The sequence below is a fragment of the Entomomonas sp. E7T21 genome (assembly GCF_058693955.1).
The window spans coordinates 2,874,759-2,890,173 of sequence record NZ_CP191672.1 but is presented as its reverse complement, the minus strand read 5'-3'; the positions used below and the strand labels follow the sequence as shown (position 1 = coordinate 2,890,173).

The window sequence follows — 15,415 nt, the reverse complement described above, 5'->3', positions numbered from 1 at the left end:
GGGACGAGTAATTGTATGATTAAACAACGCACATTAAAAAACACCATTCGAGCTACGGGTGTAGGTCTTCATTCAGGTAAAAAAGTTTATCTTACTTTAAAGCCCGCCCCTGTAGATACAGGTATTGTCTTTTGTAGAGCTGACTTAGACCCTATGGTTGAAATTCCAGCTAGAGCTGAAAATGTAGGAGAAACAACACTTTCTACTACATTGATGAAAGATGGAGTACGTATCGATACAGTAGAGCATTTATTATCTGCTATGGCTGGTTTAGGTATTGATAATGCTCGCATTGAGCTTTCTTGCTCTGAAGTACCTATTATGGATGGTAGTGCCGGACCTTTTGTATTTTTAATTCAGTCTGCGGGATTAGAAGAGCAAGATGCACCAAAAAGATTTATTCGTATTAAAAAAGAAGTTACTGTAGAAGATAATGGCAAAAAAGCTACTTTTTTACCCTTTGATGGTTTTAAAGTTAGTTTTGAAATTGATTTTGACCATCCAGCCTTTAAAAAACATACTCAATCAGCCACTATTGATTTTTCAAGTACTACCTTTGTAAAAGAAGTTAGCCGTGCTAGAACATTTGGTTTTATGAGAGAGATTGAGTATTTGCGCTCTAAAGATCTAACTTTAGGCGGTAGTTTAGAGAATGCTATTGTCGTAGGTGATGATGGTGTTATGAATGAAGATGGTCTTCGTTATGAAGATGAGTTTGTAAAACATAAAATTCTCGATTCTATTGGTGATTTGTATTTATTAGGTCACAGTTTAGTTGGTGAGTTTATAGGTTTTAAATCAGGCCATGCATTAAATAATAAATTACTGAGAACCCTTATAAGCCAACCTGATGCGTGGGAAATGGTAACCTTTGAAGGGGTTGATAAGGCACCTATTTCTTATATTCAGCTTGCCACATCGGCATAATCTGTTAAAATTCCTATTAGACGAAAGTCTATCTAGTATGTTTAGATAAACGTTCCAGTGCTTCTCGAAGTGCTGGATGATTTATATTTTCAGCTGTTTCGGCAATAATTTTTGCTGTTTTTGAAGACATGGTTAATTCATGTACTTCTTCTGGCTCTTTTAAGGGTTTAGGGGAAACTTTTATAGCGACTTTATGAATGCCATAGAATTCATGGTGTTCTTGTAGCTGTTGTTTTAGCTTATTTTGTTGATAGCGCAAACGGGTTGCCCAGTGTGCATTATTTACTAAAATAGTTAATATTCCATTTTGGAAGGAAGCAATAGCACAGTTTTCTCTTATGGTAGTTGATAAATACAGATTTAAACATTGTTGTAGTTGATTTAGGTAGGAAGCCTTATTCACTAATTGTTTAAGTGAAGATGTTTTTACCAATAATGACTTGGAATGTTTTGCATATAACGGTCTGAAAGACATATGAACTCTGTATTTATTATGACTTAATTATTTTAGCAAAATACAGGGATTCTGTAAGTGAATAGTTTTAATAAAGGAAGTTTGTATGCGTCTTATCTTTATTTCTGATAAAAATACTCAGCGTAGCCGCATTACCTTTGCAACGGATTTATCTACTATAATTTTAAGTTTAGTTGTATTGTGTGTTGTCTCTGCTAGCTTAGGTTACTGGTTTACTAAACAAACCATAAAGACAACAGTAATTACAGATGATCAACTGTCTAATGTAATGAAAGAACCTTTAAAAGAAATAGCTGATGTGCGTGAAAAAGCACAAGCTCGTTTAGATGCATACAGTGCTTATTTAGCTAATATTCAGGCTCGATTGATTCGTTTAGACGCGATGGGTGAACGTTTAACAGGATTAGCAGGTATTGATAATGAGTTTGATTTTTCGGAAAGCGTTGGTTTAGGCGGTACTGAGGAAAGTTTAGGTGAGGGTAAAGAGGCATTTACTCCCCCCACTTTTATGCAAGAACTAGATAAGTTATCAGATAAAATTGCCACTAGAGAAAAACAACTAGAAGTTCTTGAAAATCTTATTGTTAAGCGTAGTATTCGACAAGAAAATTATATTGCAGGTTATCCTATTAAAAATGGTTATATTACTTCTCGTTATGGGGTAAGAATAGATCCTATTACTGGACGCTCTAAAGGACATAAAGGAGTAGATTTTTCTGGCCCTCGTGGTGCTAATATTATGTCAGTCGCTGCTGGTGTTGTTACTTTTTCTGGTGTTAAAACGGGTTATGGTAATGTAGTAGAAGTTAGCCATTTAGATGGTTATAAAACTATTTATGCACATAATCAGCAAAATTTAGTGAAAGCGGGCGATCTAGTGCAAGTAGGGCAGGTTATTGCTAAACTAGGTAGTTCTGGACGTGCAACAGGGCCTCATGTTCATTTTGAGGTAGTTAAAAATAATCAAGCGATTAATCCAATTACCTATATTACACGAGTTGGTAAGTCAGATAATTTACCTATACAAATAGCTAAGGTAGAGTAAAATAACCTTTTGTTTGTTTAAAAGGTATTATTTTGATAGAGAACTCAGCTGTTGGAACACTTTATATAGTGGCAACGCCGATTGGTAATTTAGAAGATATTACTAATCGTGCTTTGCGTATTTTACGTGAAGTAGACTTGATAGCTGCTGAAGATACGCGTCATACTACCAAATTATTGCAGCATTTTGCTATTAATACAGCGCTTAAACCCTGCCATGATCATAATGAACGAGAACAACAAAACTATTTTGTGCAGCTGTTATTAGCAGGCAAGAATATAGCTTTAGTTTCTGATGCAGGAACGCCCCTGATTTCTGATCCAGGTTTTCATTTAGTGAGAGAAGCACAGCAGCAAGGTATAAGAGTAGTGCCTATTCCAGGTGCTTGTGCAGTCATAGCTGCGCTATCTGCAGCTGGATTACCTTCAGATCGTTTTAGTTTTGAAGGGTTTTTGCCTGCTAAATCAACAGCAAGAAAAAGTACACTGGAGACATTGAAAGAAGAATCTAGAACGCTTATCTTTTATGAAGCACCCCATCGTTTATTAGAGAGTTTGCAGGATTTAGTTGCTGTTTTTGGAAAGGATCGCCAAGCAGTATTAGCCAGAGAATTAACAAAAACCTTTGAGACTATTAAAAATACTACATTAGCTGAATTAGCTGAATGGGTAGAAGCTGATAGTAATCAACAACGTGGCGAATGTGTATTATTAATTGAAGGCTGGAAAGCTCCTGTACAAGAAGATATTAATCAAGAAACAGGGCGGGTATTAAAAGTATTATTAGCTGAATTGCCTGTTAAGCAAGCAGCAGCGTTAACAGCCGAAATTACAGGGGAGCGTAAAAATAAGCTATATCAATATGCCTTAGAAATAACTAATAAAACTAATGAGTAAGAGACAGATTATATATAAGCTTATTTTGATCTCACTACTTTTTTGAATTTGTGGGCCTATTGTTGGTTTTCTTTTGCTTACTTTAATAATTGCGCTTATTGGCTTTGATATATCAGCTTTTTTTCATAATAGTTTCATGCCATTTTATTGTGTATCATTTGCTAGTTAATGATGTTATTAATGCGTTTAATAAAAAATCTATAATCTATATGATCTGAATGAAAAAAGTTTTTAGCTTGTTTCTCGTTATTTAAAAAGGTATGCTTATCTCAAGCAAGAGCCAGTCAAACAGTCGCTGCTTTTTATAACATGTTTATAAAAAGGGGAGGAAAGTCCGGGCTCCATAGGGCAAAGTGCCAGGTAACGCCTGGGAGGTGAAAGCCTACGGAAAGTGCCGCAGAAAATAACCGCCTAAGTAGCATATGCTAACGGTAAGGGTGAAAAGGTGTGGTAAGAGCACACCGCACAACTGGTAACAGCTTGTGGCTAGGTAAACCCCACTTGGAGCAAGACCAAATAGGAATCCTAAGCGTGGCCCGCGTTGGATTCGGGTAGGTTGCTAAAGATGTCCAGTGATGGCCATCGTAGATGAATGACTGTTCGCGACAGAACCCGGCTTATCGACTGGCTCTTGCTTTTCTTTTCTGTAGTACCAAAGGATATGGTTAAGTGAAGAAATAATTAATCTTAATTATAGGTGTTTTGATTATAGGTTATATGAAACTGGTTTTTTCAGCAAAAGCAGTACAAGCTCCATAAATGATAGGTTTAATAGTTAGTAATGATAAACTAGTTGCTAATGCAATAATTATTCTTCAGGCAAGAGAGCCAGAGTTTTGTAAAAATCTAACAACAAAAAAATAATAAAGGAAAATTTGTCATAGGCCCTTTATGTGAATATCGAACTAAAATACCCTCGATTAGATTAGAGCTTCCACTAATGTCTGGTTATAATCTCTTTATTTATGTTGATGGTAATGTTTATCTTTGGCATGTAATGGAGCGGGGATATTTACCTTTTAAACTGGATATGACAATAGACCTTTCTAAGAGAGCTCTTTGTACAATAAAAGATAAAAAATACTTTGATTTATTTTGGTTAAAAGAAAGTAGTTTTATACAAAGTAAAACTGAGCAATAAGAGTTTTTAGTAGTAGAATATTTAACTATATATCTTTATCAAGAGTTAGATTTTTGTGAGCCTTTAAATGACTTTAAATAATATACAAAGCCAGTATGTTAGTACGATTTTTAAACATACTATGATAGGCATTAAAAATGATGCTATAACTAACCAAATAATTAGATTTGGTATTTATGAGCGTGAAATCATTGAGTTTATTTTAAAATTATTACAAAAAATTGAAAAACCTATAGTATTTGATGTTGGAGCAAATATTGGTAATCATTCGTTAGCTTTTTCTTTGTTTGCTGAGCAGGTTTATTCATTTGAACCAACAGTCCCCATTTACCAGTTTTTAAGACAAAATATCTTTATAAACAATATTAAAAATATTAATGCTGTAAATAAAGGACTTTCAGATAAAAATATGGAAAGTTATATCAATATTAATACAACAGGCAATGTAGGAGCATCTAGCATAGAAATACAAACTGAAAATTATGTGAAGGATAAAATATATTTAATAAAAGGTGATAGTTTTGTTGATGAGTTTAAAATACAAAAGGTTGATTTAATAAAAATAGATGTTGAAGGTCATGAGTTATTTGCCATAAAAGGACTCAATAACACTATAGAAAAGTTTCGTCCTATTGTGATTATGGAATGGGTAAATAATATAGAAGAATTTTCTAATGAACATACCTTGGAAAATTTATTTAAGGATTATCAGGTATTTTCTATTGGTTTTAACTTTAACAATAATTTAAGTCGAAATAATTACTTAGATAGAGTATTAAGAATAATATACAAAAAATTATGCTTAGCAAAAGTTAAATTATTCGAATTTCCAGATTATAAGCGTAATGATATTTTATTAATTCCAAAAGAAAAACTATTTTTATTAGATAAATAATTTAGAGATATCTTTCTTAAATAGATCAGGGTATTGTGAGTTATTAGGCAATATGCAACTAATATTAATGAATTTTATAAACAGTTGTTTTATTATAAAAATGTATATCATTTATAATTAAAGAATAATTATTATTAATTATTGGTAGCGGAGAGTAATTATATGAAAAATAAATATCTTTTATTAATTCTAATAATGAGTGTTTTTTCGGCTCATGCTCAGTTTAAAACCATGCGTTGTGGAACAAAAGTAGTTTCGGTAGGTGAGCGTGTTTTTGAAGTAGAAAGAAAGTGTGGTACTCCTAATGCACAGAATTTTGTAGGGTTTACAGGTGATGGAAGTAGTTTAGGCAATGTACCTATAGAAGAGTGGATATATAATCAAACTACTGGATCTGCAACAGCTTATAATTTATTACGTTTTGAGGGTGGTAAATTAGTTAGCATAGAGTCTTATTTTCCAACTAATTGATTGGACTTATAATAAGTAACAGGTATTTTTAGCTAAAAACTTTTCTAAACCCATGTACATAATGCTTATTTTGAAGTTCAATATGTGAAAAAACTTATGAGACAATTAATATCATTAATTATATTTGTTAGTGTATTTTCTCCTAGTTTATTCGCTGCAAGTACATGGCGTTGCGGTGGTGGATTAGTAAGTACAGGCAATACTAAAATAGAGGTTATTAATCGTTGTAGTGAACCTAACAGTAAAAGTTTTTTAGGATGGGGACGCAGGGTTACTAGAGGTTGGGGAAATTATTTTGAAGATGTTCCTATTGAGGAATGGATTTATTCAGTTTCTGATAGCCTTTATTATGTATTGAAGTTTGAAGGTGATGAGTTAAAAGATATTACCAGTCATTATAGTTATTGAAATAAGTGAATGAATTAGAGGATAAACATGCAATTTAATGTAAAGAATAATCGTCCAGAGGCTCTAAAAATTTCAACATGGGTTGTTGCAGTAGGTAAAGGCGATAAGTTAAGTGCTACTGCTAGTGAAGTTGATAAATTAACCCAAGGCGCTATTAAAAATATTATTAAGTGGGGTGATTTTCAGGGCAACTTAGGTCAAACATTTATATTGCAAACTAATCAGCAACTAAAGGCTAACCGAGTGTTATTAGTCGGTATTGGTGAGCAACCTCTATCTGATGCACAATACCGTAAATGGGCTATGACTTGTTTTAAAACATTAAAGCAATTAGGCGGTACAGATGCATTATTTGTAGTTGATGATGTGGAAGTTAAAGGTCGTGATATTTACAGTAAAACACGCTTATTAGTAGAGACTTTAGAAACAAGTAGTTATTGTTTTGATGAATATAAAAGCAAGAAAGCAGAACCCTATAAGTTTTCATCAGTCACATTATGTACTGATAAAGCAAATAGTAAGTTAGTTGAACAAGCTATCACTGAGTCACAGGCGATTGCTGCTGGTATGGCATTAACTAGAGATTTAGGTAATACACCCGCTAATATTTGTCATCCTACCTATTTTGCTAAACAAGCAGAAACATTAGCGAAATTAGATAAGCGTGTCACTATAGAAGTGCTAGATGAAAAGAAAATGAAAGCACTTAAAATGGGTGCGTTTTTAGCAGTAGCGCAAGGCAGTGAACAGCCTCCTAGACTGGTTGCTTTACAATATAATGGGGCTAAAAAGAAATCAGAGCAACCTATTGTGTTAGTGGGCAAGGGTATTACTTTTGATACAGGTGGTATCAGTATTAAGCCTAGTGCCGGCATGGATGAAATGAAATATGATATGTGTGGTGCTGCTTCTGTATTAGGTGTGTTTAAAGCATTAATTGAATTGCAATTACCTATTAATGTCGTGGGATTAATGGCTTGTGCTGAAAATATGCCTAGTGGTCATGCTACACGTCCAGGTGATATTGTAAAAACAATGAGTGGACAAACAGTAGAAATATTAAATACAGATGCTGAAGGTCGTTTAGTGCTCTGTGATACATTAACTTATGCTGAACGTTTTAAACCAAAAGCAGTTATTGATATCGCTACTTTAACGGGTGCTTGCATTGTTGCATTGGGTACTCAGGCTAGTGGTTTATTAGGTAATGATGAAGTATTAATCAATAGCTTACTTGATGCGGGTAAACAGGTGGATGATAGAGCTTGGCAATTACCACTGTTTGATGAGTATCAAGAACAATTAGATAGCCCATTTGCAGATATGGCAAATATTGGTGGTCCTAAAGCAGGTACTATTACGGCAGGTTGTTTCCTTTCTCGTTTTGCTAGCAAATACCCTTGGGCACATTTGGATGTAGCTGGCACAGCATGGATCAGTGGTGGTAAAGAAAAGGGTGCAACAGGTCGACCTGTACCTTTGTTAACTGAGTATCTTTTAAGCCAAGCTAAAAATTAGTATTACGATGGCTAATGTAAAACTAGTAATAGTGAGCCTAGTTATGTTGGTAGGGGCTATTAATAATGCAATAGCTTCTCCCAACTGTACAGTTACCATTCATAGTAATGATCAAATTCATTGGGGTATAGATGATATTAAAGTCAGTAAAGCCTGTGAAACTTTTACTATAAATCTCATCCATGATGGTCATCTGGATAAAGGTGTTATGGGACACAACTGGGTTTTAACTAAAGAACAAGATAAAGAAGAAGTAGCGAAAGCAGTTATTCTTGAAAAAGAAACGGATTATATTAATGATGATCCTCGCATTATTGCACATTCCAAACTAATTGGTGGTGGGCAACGTACTACTATCTCTTTTGAAGTAAACCAGTTACAGCAAGGACAACAATATAGCTATTTTTGTAGTTATCCTGAGCATATAGGATTGATGCAAGGTACTTTAGAATTAGTAGACTAGTTGTATATAGCTATTGCTCTTCATTTTTATACGTCGTTGAATGACTTTGCCGTACTAATTGTACTGTCTTCAGTCATTTGTCTAGTCTAAAATTGTATAACAACAGCTATAGCTGATTTAGGTATAGTGATATAATTTTAATTTTGTTGTTGTGTTGGTATTAATAAATGACTACAGCTGTTATCCGTGAAAAGTTAGTGTTACCTAATGAGCAAGATAAGTTACTATTACATTCTTGCTGTGCGCCTTGCTCTGGCGAAGTAATGGAAGCATTACAAGCTTCTGCTATCGACTATACGGTGTTTTTCTATAATCCTAATATTCATCCTGAAAAAGAATACTTAATTCGTAAGGACGAAAATATTCGTTTTGCAGAAAAGCATAATATTCCCTTTGTTGATGCGGATTACGATACGGATAATTGGTTTGAGCGCGCCAAAGGCATGGAAGATGAACCAGAACGTGGCATACGTTGTACTATGTGTTTTGATATGCGTTTTGAACGTACCGCATTATATGCCCATGAACATGGTTTTCATGTGATTAGTAGTTCGTTGGGTATTTCACGCTGGAAAAACATGCAGCAAATTAATGATTGTGGCGTACGAGCTGCTGCCAAATACCCTGATATTGTGTATTGGGATTATAATTGGCGCAAAAAAGGAGGCTCACAACGAATGATTGAAATCAGTAAGCGTGAAGAGTTTTATCAACAAGAATATTGTGGGTGTATCTATTCGTTGCGAGATAGTAACCGTTGGCGTCGCCAAAAAGGCCGTGAAGTAATTAAGTTAGGTGTGAAGTTCTACGGTTATGATGATGAAAAAATTTAGCTAATAACTGTGAATATGGTGGATTTAGCCTTTCTACAAAATAAACTACAAATATCGCCAGCAGGCTTTGGCTATGCAGATGTAGGTCAATGGCTGCAAGATGTTCCCCATATTGAGTTGTTGGCTGAAATAAAGCCTTTATTTTTTGAGCCACTTTCTAAAAAAGAACTATTAGCATTCGTTACTTTATTAAAACACCGTTATATTAAAGATGGGCCAGCTTATAATCTCTTTCAAGATCATTTTGAAGAATACATTAAACATAATAGTTTAGAGGATTTTTATAAGGGACTTTATCTATATAAAGATGGTAGTCAGTGTCTAGATTTCTCTCTTCTAACCCAGACACTTACAAAGTTAATTATAAGCACTTCTAGTACTATAAAAACAGTGGTAATACCTGCTAGTAAACAATTAGAAGCATTAGAGTTAAGTTATTTGCCTGAGTTAACAGATTTACAGCAAATAGAGCAAGCAAAAGGATTAATGTATTTAGCCATTAATAAATGCTCCCAATTAACTGATTTTAATTTTATTAAAAAACTTAAAAAATTAGTTTGGTTAGATTTGTCAGGTAATGAGCAGTTAACAGATTTAGGCTTTCTATTAGCCAGTAGTCAGATAGTTTTTTTACAGTTACTAGACACTGAGTTATTAGATAATCCAAAAATCATTAAACAGTTATCAAAATTAAAGCATTTAAAATATTTAACTATCAGTGGCAAACAGGCACAGATAACTGAATTACGTGAACAATTACCCAATTGTGTTGTTAATGGAATATCTGCTGTAAAAAATCAGTTGTCATTAAATAATGAGGATGATTGATTAGTCGATAATATTTATTTTATAAAATAAAAAAGGGTAGTTAAACTACCCTTTTTTGATTGCAACGATTACTTATTAAAAACATCATCCACTGATTGTAATGGATAGTTTTTAGGATAAGGTAATGTAGCCACACCTGAGTCTATTGCTGCTTTAGCAACGGCATCTGATACTACTGTCAGTAAGCGCGGATCATTTGGTTTAGGAATGATGTACTCACGACCAAAGTTAAAGCAGTCAGTACCATAAGCATCACACACTTCTTTAGGCACAGGATGTTTAGCCAAGTCTCTTAATGCATAAGCAGCCGCTATTTTCATTTCCTCATTGATAGCAGTAGCACGTACATCTAATGCGCCACGGAAAATAAATGGGAAACCTAAAACATTGTTTACTTGGTTAGGGTAGTCAGAACGACCTGTAGCCATAATAACATCAGGACGAGTAGAATGAGCAAGTTCTGGACTAATTTCAGGGTCAGGGTTAGAGCAAGCAAACACAATAGGATCTGCTGCCATTAGTTTTAAGCCTTCGGCTGATAATAAGTTAGGTCCTGATAAACCAACAAATACATCGGCACCTGTTAAGGCATCTTCTAATGTACGTTTGTCTGTTTTATTAGCAAATTGTGCTTTGTATGGATTAAGATCAGTACGGTCAGCATGGATAACCCCTTTACGATCAACCATGTAGATATTTTCTATGTTAGCTCCTACGCTAACTAATAATTTCATACAAGAAGTTGCGGCAGCACCTGCACCTAAACAAACAATCTTAGCTTCTTCAATTTTTTTACCAGTAATTTCTAGCGCATTTAACATGCCTGCTGCAGTTACAATAGCAGTACCATGTTGATCATCATGGAATACAGGGATATCACAAAGCTCAATTAGTTTTTGCTCAATTTCAAAACATTCAGGTGCTTTAATATCTTCTAAGTTAATACCACCAAAAGTACCAGCAATATTTTTTACTGTATCAATAAATGCTTGAGGGTCTTTGGTATCGACTTCAATATCAAATACATCAATGCCAGCAAAACGTTTAAATAATACGCCTTTACCCTCCATTACAGGTTTGGAAGCAAGGGCACCTAGATCGCCTAGACCTAAAATAGCTGTACCATTAGAAATGACAGCTACTAAATTCCCTTTGCCTGTATAGCTATAGGCTAGTTCTGAATCTCTGGCAATTTCACGAACAGGTTCAGCCACTCCTGGGCTATAAGCCAAAGCAAGGTCTTTAGCTGTTGCTGTTGGCTTTGTTATTTCAACAGAAAGTTTCCCTGGGCGGGGTTGACTATGGTATTCAAGCGATAACGTTTTTAGATTAGACATAATTTGAATTCTACTTGAGTGATAATATGATTTATGAAATTAATTAGTATGCGAAGCATACTCAACAATTTGTTACTCAACAAGTCACAGAGATCAAAATTTTATGGATTATTTTCAATATATGATTTTTAAATAAGGGATACCCTTTATAAAGATGAGTATAAAGGAAAAGCATATGCAAATTGAAACATATATTGGTGGTTTCAAATCGAACACTCACTTTGTTAATGTAGAGCGTAATGAAATAGTTTATAAAGTCTTTTTTATGACACTAGTATAGGAATTAAGAATAAAATCTTTAGCATAATAATGGCTCATGTTTAAGAAAACATTAGATAATTTAAATAGTTGGCAATGACATAATGGGTATATTAATGAAGATATAAGAACAGGAGAAGATATTTCTTGATTCTTGAGTATTCAATACGAGGTTCAAAAAACAACAATAAAAGTAATAGGTGTTAATGCTGTTCCTGACGAAAATGGTCAACCAAGTACTAAAGAAGCTTTAGCATTTAAAGCATATTTAACGGCTATGGAAACTTTATTAAATCAGCATTTTCGGTAATATCAATAGACTATGTTTTTTAGTAGAATATAAATATCTATTTTTTAGGAAACTTTTATGGCAACGCCACTGATTATTGCTAAAACAGCTAATTTAGAGCCTTTGGCTATTTTACCTAATATGGCTAATCGCCATGGTTTGATTACTGGAGCTACAGGAACAGGTAAAACAGTTACTTTACAAAAAATTGCTGAATCTTTTTCAACAATAGGTGTGCCTGTATTTATGGCAGATGTAAAGGGTGATTTATCAGGTATTGGAGCTAAAGGTGAGTTATCCGAGAAGTTACAACAGCGTCTGACGGCACTACAAATAGAAGACTGGCAGGCAAAGGCATCACCTATTGTGTTTTGGGATGTATATGCCGAGCAAGGCCATCCTATTCGCGCTACCATTTCTGATTTAGGCCCGTTACTAATTAGTCGTCTATTAGGTTTAAGTGATGTACAAGCAGGTGTATTACAAATAGTCTTTAAAGTAGCGGATGATAATGGTCTGTTATTGTTAGATCTAAAAGATTTAAGAGCCATGGTACAGTATGTAGGTGAACATGCTGATGAAATTAAAACCACCTACGGTAATGTCAGTACAGCCTCTATTGGTGCTATTCAGCGTGGTTTATTAACGATAGAAGAACAAGGTGGCAACCAATTTTTTGGTGAGCCTATGTTAGATGTAAAAGATTTAATGCGTACTAATGAACAAGGCGATGGTTTTGTTAATATTTTAGCCGCAGAAAAACTCTATAATTCACCAACCCTCTATTCAACATTCTTATTGTGGTTACTTTCGGAGCTTTATGAAACATTGCCTGAAGTAGGTGACTTAGAAAAACCTAAGTTAGTGTTCTTTTTTGATGAAGCCCATTTATTATTTAGTAATGCTAATAGTGCACTATTAGAAAAAATTGAACAGGTCGTTAGGTTAATTCGCTCTAAAGGGGTTGGTATCTTTTTTGTAACACAAAACCCATTAGATATTCCTGATCGTATTCTGGGTCAATTGGGAAATCGTGTACAACATGCATTAAGAGCCTTTTCACCACGTGATCAAAAAGCAGTTAAAGCAGCCGCTCAAACTATGCGTACCAATTCTGCATTTAATGCTGAACAAGTTATTACTGAGTTAGGTGTTGGTGAGGCATTAGTGTCTTTTTTAGATGCGAAAGGAACGCCAACTATTGTGGAGAGGGCGACTGTGATTGCTCCTTGTTCACGAATGGGGACTTTAACTAAAGAAGAACGTAATAGTTTACTGAATAGCTCTGCATTATTTGGTAAGTATGAAGAGGCTATAGATCGTGAGTCAGCCTATGAGTTACTAAATAGTAAGAAAGGAACGCTTTCAACGGTTAGTAAGGGTGGTAATGAAAAACCTACTACAAATAATAATGAGTCTGGTGGTTTCTTTCAGAGTGTTAAAGAGTTTTTATTCGGTCGAACTGGGCCTAGAGGTGGCCAGTATGATGGTGTTGTACAAAAAGCATCAAAACGTGTCACAACACAACTGACCAATCGTATTATTCGTGGTATATTAGGCAGTATATCTGGTGGTAGTAAACGTCGTAAATAATAAGCAGCCAAAACCGCCATTGTAGGTTTTAGTAATTTATTAGTACTTGGGTAATAGGTTAAAAGTAACTTTATATTATTGATAAGTAACTAATAAATTTCTTAAAAGAGAGTAGGGTATATTTTTACCGTTTAATAAACTATTGCAATAGGGAAAATTTATTATGTTTCCAGAATATCGTGACTTAATATCAAAATTAAAGACTGAAGATGCTCATTTTTCTAAATTATTTGAAAAACACAATGATTTAGACCATAAAATTAAAAACTTAGAGTCTAGCTTTGCTGCCGATTCTGAAGTTGAAACGTTAAAGAAAGAAAAATTAAAGTTAAAAGATGAAATTTACGTTATGTTAAAAAAACATGATGCATAATAAATTTTATTTATAATTTTCTAAAAAGTAAGGGTAGCATAAGCTACCCTTATTTATTTGGGCGCTAATATGTTCAGTTAATATTTAGTAATAGAATTTTTATATCCCAATAAGCTCATCTATTAATTAATAATAATTATCATTAGCGATTGTGAAGATTTATTATATGATACGAATTAGAAATAGTGATGCCATAAATTATCACCATTTAATTTTTAGGAGAGAAGCATGAAGCTACGTAACAAAGGCTTATTGGTAGCAATAGGGATGATGTGTATATCGAATTGGTCTATTGCGGATGATATTACGAACCAACAAGAATCAAAGGGTTTTATTGAAGATAGCAGTTTAGATATAATTAGCCGAACCATGTATATGAATAGTAATGCCCGTAAAGGTGGTTTCTATACACTGGGAGGTTATAACAAGAGCGATAAAGATCGTGGTCATGCAGAGGATTTTGGTACCAGTTTAATTGGCGTTTATCAATCAGGTTTTACAGAGGGGACTGTTGGTTTTGGTATTGATGTTATTGGCATGACAGCCTATAAATTAGATGGTGGCAGGGGGCGTAGTGGTGATGATGTAAATGGTCTATTTCCTGCCGATGGAAGAACAGGTCGCCCACAAGATAATGTTTCTAAATTAGCACCAGCAATAAAATTTCGTATTTCAAAAACCGAACTTAAATATGGGCAAATGATGGTGGATACACCTGTATTTGCTACACAATCAATTGACGATAAATTATTGCCTGAAGATGCTACAGGCTTTTTACTTCGTAGCCAAGAAATTGATAATTTAGCGATTAATGCAGGTTACTTCACTGCATTACGTGGACAGGAGTTTTCTCATCAGGACTCTATAGCAGAAGAAAGTGCTTTCTCTGATGATGGTAAAACATTGAAACGTGTTTATTTTGCAGGTCTGGAATATCAGTTTAATGATAATTTTTCAGGCAAATTATATGCCTCTAAAAATAAAGATTTCTGGAAAAAATACTATGCTAATTTAAATTACAATTATGAATTCAATGATGATAGCGCTATTGATCTGGACTTTAACTGGTATAAAACTAAAAGTATCGGCAAAGGCTATGCAGATGAGCTAAGAGCTAATGATGCTAACCGTCGCATTAATTCAGATTTATGGAGTATAGCAGCAGCTTATAGTTATAAAGCACATACATTTACTGTGGCTTATCAACGTAACTCAGGAACAGGTGGTATAGGTCGTGCTTCTTTCCCGTATGGGGTAGATGGTGGTGGTGCGATAGCTGTAGCCAACTCAATGCAATACAGTGATTTTAATTTTGAAAACCAGCATTCATGGCAAGTTCGTTATGATTTAGATTTTGCTGATTATGGTATTCCAGGTTTAACCTTTGCTGCTGCTTATGTAAAGGGTAGTAATGCTACTGATGAAAATAAAGATTATCGTCGTAAAGGCAAGTCTTGGGAACGAGATATTGAATTGGCTTACACTATACAAGAAGGTAAAGCTAAGGACTTGAGTTTTACTTTACAGCATGCTCAATATCGATCTAATTTTGGTGGCGGCACAGATTATTCTGTTAATGGCAGACACAATGCATATGGCCGTGACAATATTGATGAATTACGTCTAATCGTTCAATATCCATTTAGTATTTTATAAGAGAAGTAT

The 15,415-nt window shown here is 34.3% G+C and carries 17 protein-coding genes and 1 other RNA gene; 16 read left to right on the top strand and 2 right to left on the bottom strand.

Features of this window, described 5'->3' with window-relative positions; genetic code table 11:
• Positions 1-15 precede the first annotated feature (15 nt).
• Positions 16-927, top strand: a complete 912-nt coding sequence (gene lpxC / locus ACQVD9_RS13690; protein WP_264746500.1) for a UDP-3-O-acyl-N-acetylglucosamine deacetylase — start codon at positions 16-18, stop codon at positions 925-927.
• Positions 928-955: 28 nt separating this feature from the next.
• Here the strand turns inward: lpxC and ACQVD9_RS13685 are convergent, their stop codons facing one another.
• Positions 956-1,402 carry a DciA family protein gene (locus ACQVD9_RS13685; protein ID WP_264746499.1) on the bottom strand — a complete coding sequence of 149 codons (447 nt, stop codon included), beginning with the start codon at positions 1,400-1,402 and terminating at the stop codon, positions 956-958.
• A gap of 85 nt (positions 1,403-1,487) precedes the next feature.
• Here ACQVD9_RS13685 and ACQVD9_RS13680 point away from each other — a divergent pair, with 85 nt between their 5' ends.
• The 11 genes from ACQVD9_RS13680 to ACQVD9_RS13630 all read left to right on the top strand — a co-directional run bounded on the left by ACQVD9_RS13680 (position 1,488) and on the right by ACQVD9_RS13630 (position 9,900).
• A complete protein-coding gene (locus tag ACQVD9_RS13680) occupies positions 1,488-2,447 on the top strand; it encodes a M23 family metallopeptidase (protein ID WP_264746498.1) in 960 nt (319 codons plus the stop codon).
• A 32-nt stretch (positions 2,448-2,479) separates the two neighbouring features.
• Complete coding sequence (gene rsmI, locus ACQVD9_RS13675) at positions 2,480-3,343, top strand: 16S rRNA (cytidine(1402)-2'-O)-methyltransferase (RefSeq protein WP_264746497.1); 864 nt, start codon at positions 2,480-2,482, stop codon at positions 3,341-3,343.
• A 276-nt stretch (positions 3,344-3,619) separates the two neighbouring features.
• An RNA gene (rnpB, locus tag ACQVD9_RS13670) (RNase P RNA component class A) lies at positions 3,620-3,979 on the top strand.
• A gap of 304 nt (positions 3,980-4,283) precedes the next feature.
• Positions 4,284-4,484: a hypothetical protein gene (locus tag ACQVD9_RS13665; RefSeq protein ID WP_264746496.1), complete on the top strand. Its 201-nt coding sequence runs from the start codon at positions 4,284-4,286 to the stop codon at positions 4,482-4,484.
• 67 nt (positions 4,485-4,551) lie between these two features.
• Entirely contained in the window at positions 4,552-5,379 is an 828-nt protein-coding gene (locus ACQVD9_RS13660; protein ID WP_264746495.1) for an FkbM family methyltransferase, read from the top strand.
• Positions 5,380-5,541: 162 nt separating this feature from the next.
• A complete protein-coding gene (locus tag ACQVD9_RS13655) occupies positions 5,542-5,850 on the top strand; it encodes a DUF2845 domain-containing protein (RefSeq protein WP_264746494.1) in 309 nt (102 codons plus the stop codon).
• 96 nt (positions 5,851-5,946) lie between these two features.
• Positions 5,947-6,258 (top strand): DUF2845 domain-containing protein, encoded by a 312-nt coding sequence (locus tag ACQVD9_RS13650; protein ID WP_264746493.1) that lies wholly within the window; start codon positions 5,947-5,949, stop codon positions 6,256-6,258.
• A 27-nt stretch (positions 6,259-6,285) separates the two neighbouring features.
• A complete protein-coding gene (locus ACQVD9_RS13645) occupies positions 6,286-7,776 on the top strand; it encodes a leucyl aminopeptidase (RefSeq protein ID WP_264746492.1) in 1,491 nt (496 codons plus the stop codon).
• Between the two features lie 7 nt (positions 7,777-7,783).
• Positions 7,784-8,239 (top strand): azurin, encoded by a 456-nt coding sequence (gene azu, locus ACQVD9_RS13640; RefSeq protein ID WP_264746491.1) that lies wholly within the window; start codon positions 7,784-7,786, stop codon positions 8,237-8,239.
• 167 nt (positions 8,240-8,406) lie between these two features.
• Positions 8,407-9,072, top strand: a complete 666-nt coding sequence (locus ACQVD9_RS13635; protein WP_264746490.1) for an epoxyqueuosine reductase QueH — start codon at positions 8,407-8,409, stop codon at positions 9,070-9,072.
• Between the two features lie 9 nt (positions 9,073-9,081).
• A complete protein-coding gene (locus tag ACQVD9_RS13630; RefSeq protein ID WP_264746489.1) occupies positions 9,082-9,900 on the top strand; it encodes a leucine-rich repeat domain-containing protein in 819 nt (272 codons plus the stop codon).
• Between the two features lie 68 nt (positions 9,901-9,968).
• Here the strand turns inward: ACQVD9_RS13630 and ACQVD9_RS13625 are convergent, their stop codons facing one another.
• Positions 9,969-11,237, bottom strand: a complete 1,269-nt coding sequence (locus ACQVD9_RS13625) for a malic enzyme-like NAD(P)-binding protein (protein WP_264746488.1) — start codon at positions 11,235-11,237, stop codon at positions 9,969-9,971.
• Between the two features lie 412 nt (positions 11,238-11,649).
• Here ACQVD9_RS13625 and ACQVD9_RS13620 point away from each other — a divergent pair, with 412 nt between their 5' ends.
• The 4 genes from ACQVD9_RS13620 (at position 11,650) to ACQVD9_RS13605 (ending at position 15,406) form a co-directional block, all read left to right on the top strand.
• Positions 11,650-11,805 carry a hypothetical protein gene (locus tag ACQVD9_RS13620; protein ID WP_264746487.1) on the top strand — a complete coding sequence of 52 codons (156 nt, stop codon included), beginning with the start codon at positions 11,650-11,652 and terminating at the stop codon, positions 11,803-11,805.
• A gap of 57 nt (positions 11,806-11,862) precedes the next feature.
• Positions 11,863-13,377 (top strand): DUF853 domain-containing protein, encoded by a 1,515-nt coding sequence (locus ACQVD9_RS13615; protein WP_264746486.1) that lies wholly within the window; start codon positions 11,863-11,865, stop codon positions 13,375-13,377.
• 163 nt (positions 13,378-13,540) lie between these two features.
• A complete protein-coding gene (locus ACQVD9_RS13610; protein WP_264746485.1) occupies positions 13,541-13,750 on the top strand; it encodes an HP1242/YdcH family protein in 210 nt (69 codons plus the stop codon).
• Positions 13,751-13,978: 228 nt separating this feature from the next.
• Positions 13,979-15,406, top strand: a complete 1,428-nt coding sequence (locus tag ACQVD9_RS13605) for an OprD family outer membrane porin (protein ID WP_264746484.1) — start codon at positions 13,979-13,981, stop codon at positions 15,404-15,406.
• Positions 15,407-15,415: the final 9 nt, after the last annotated feature.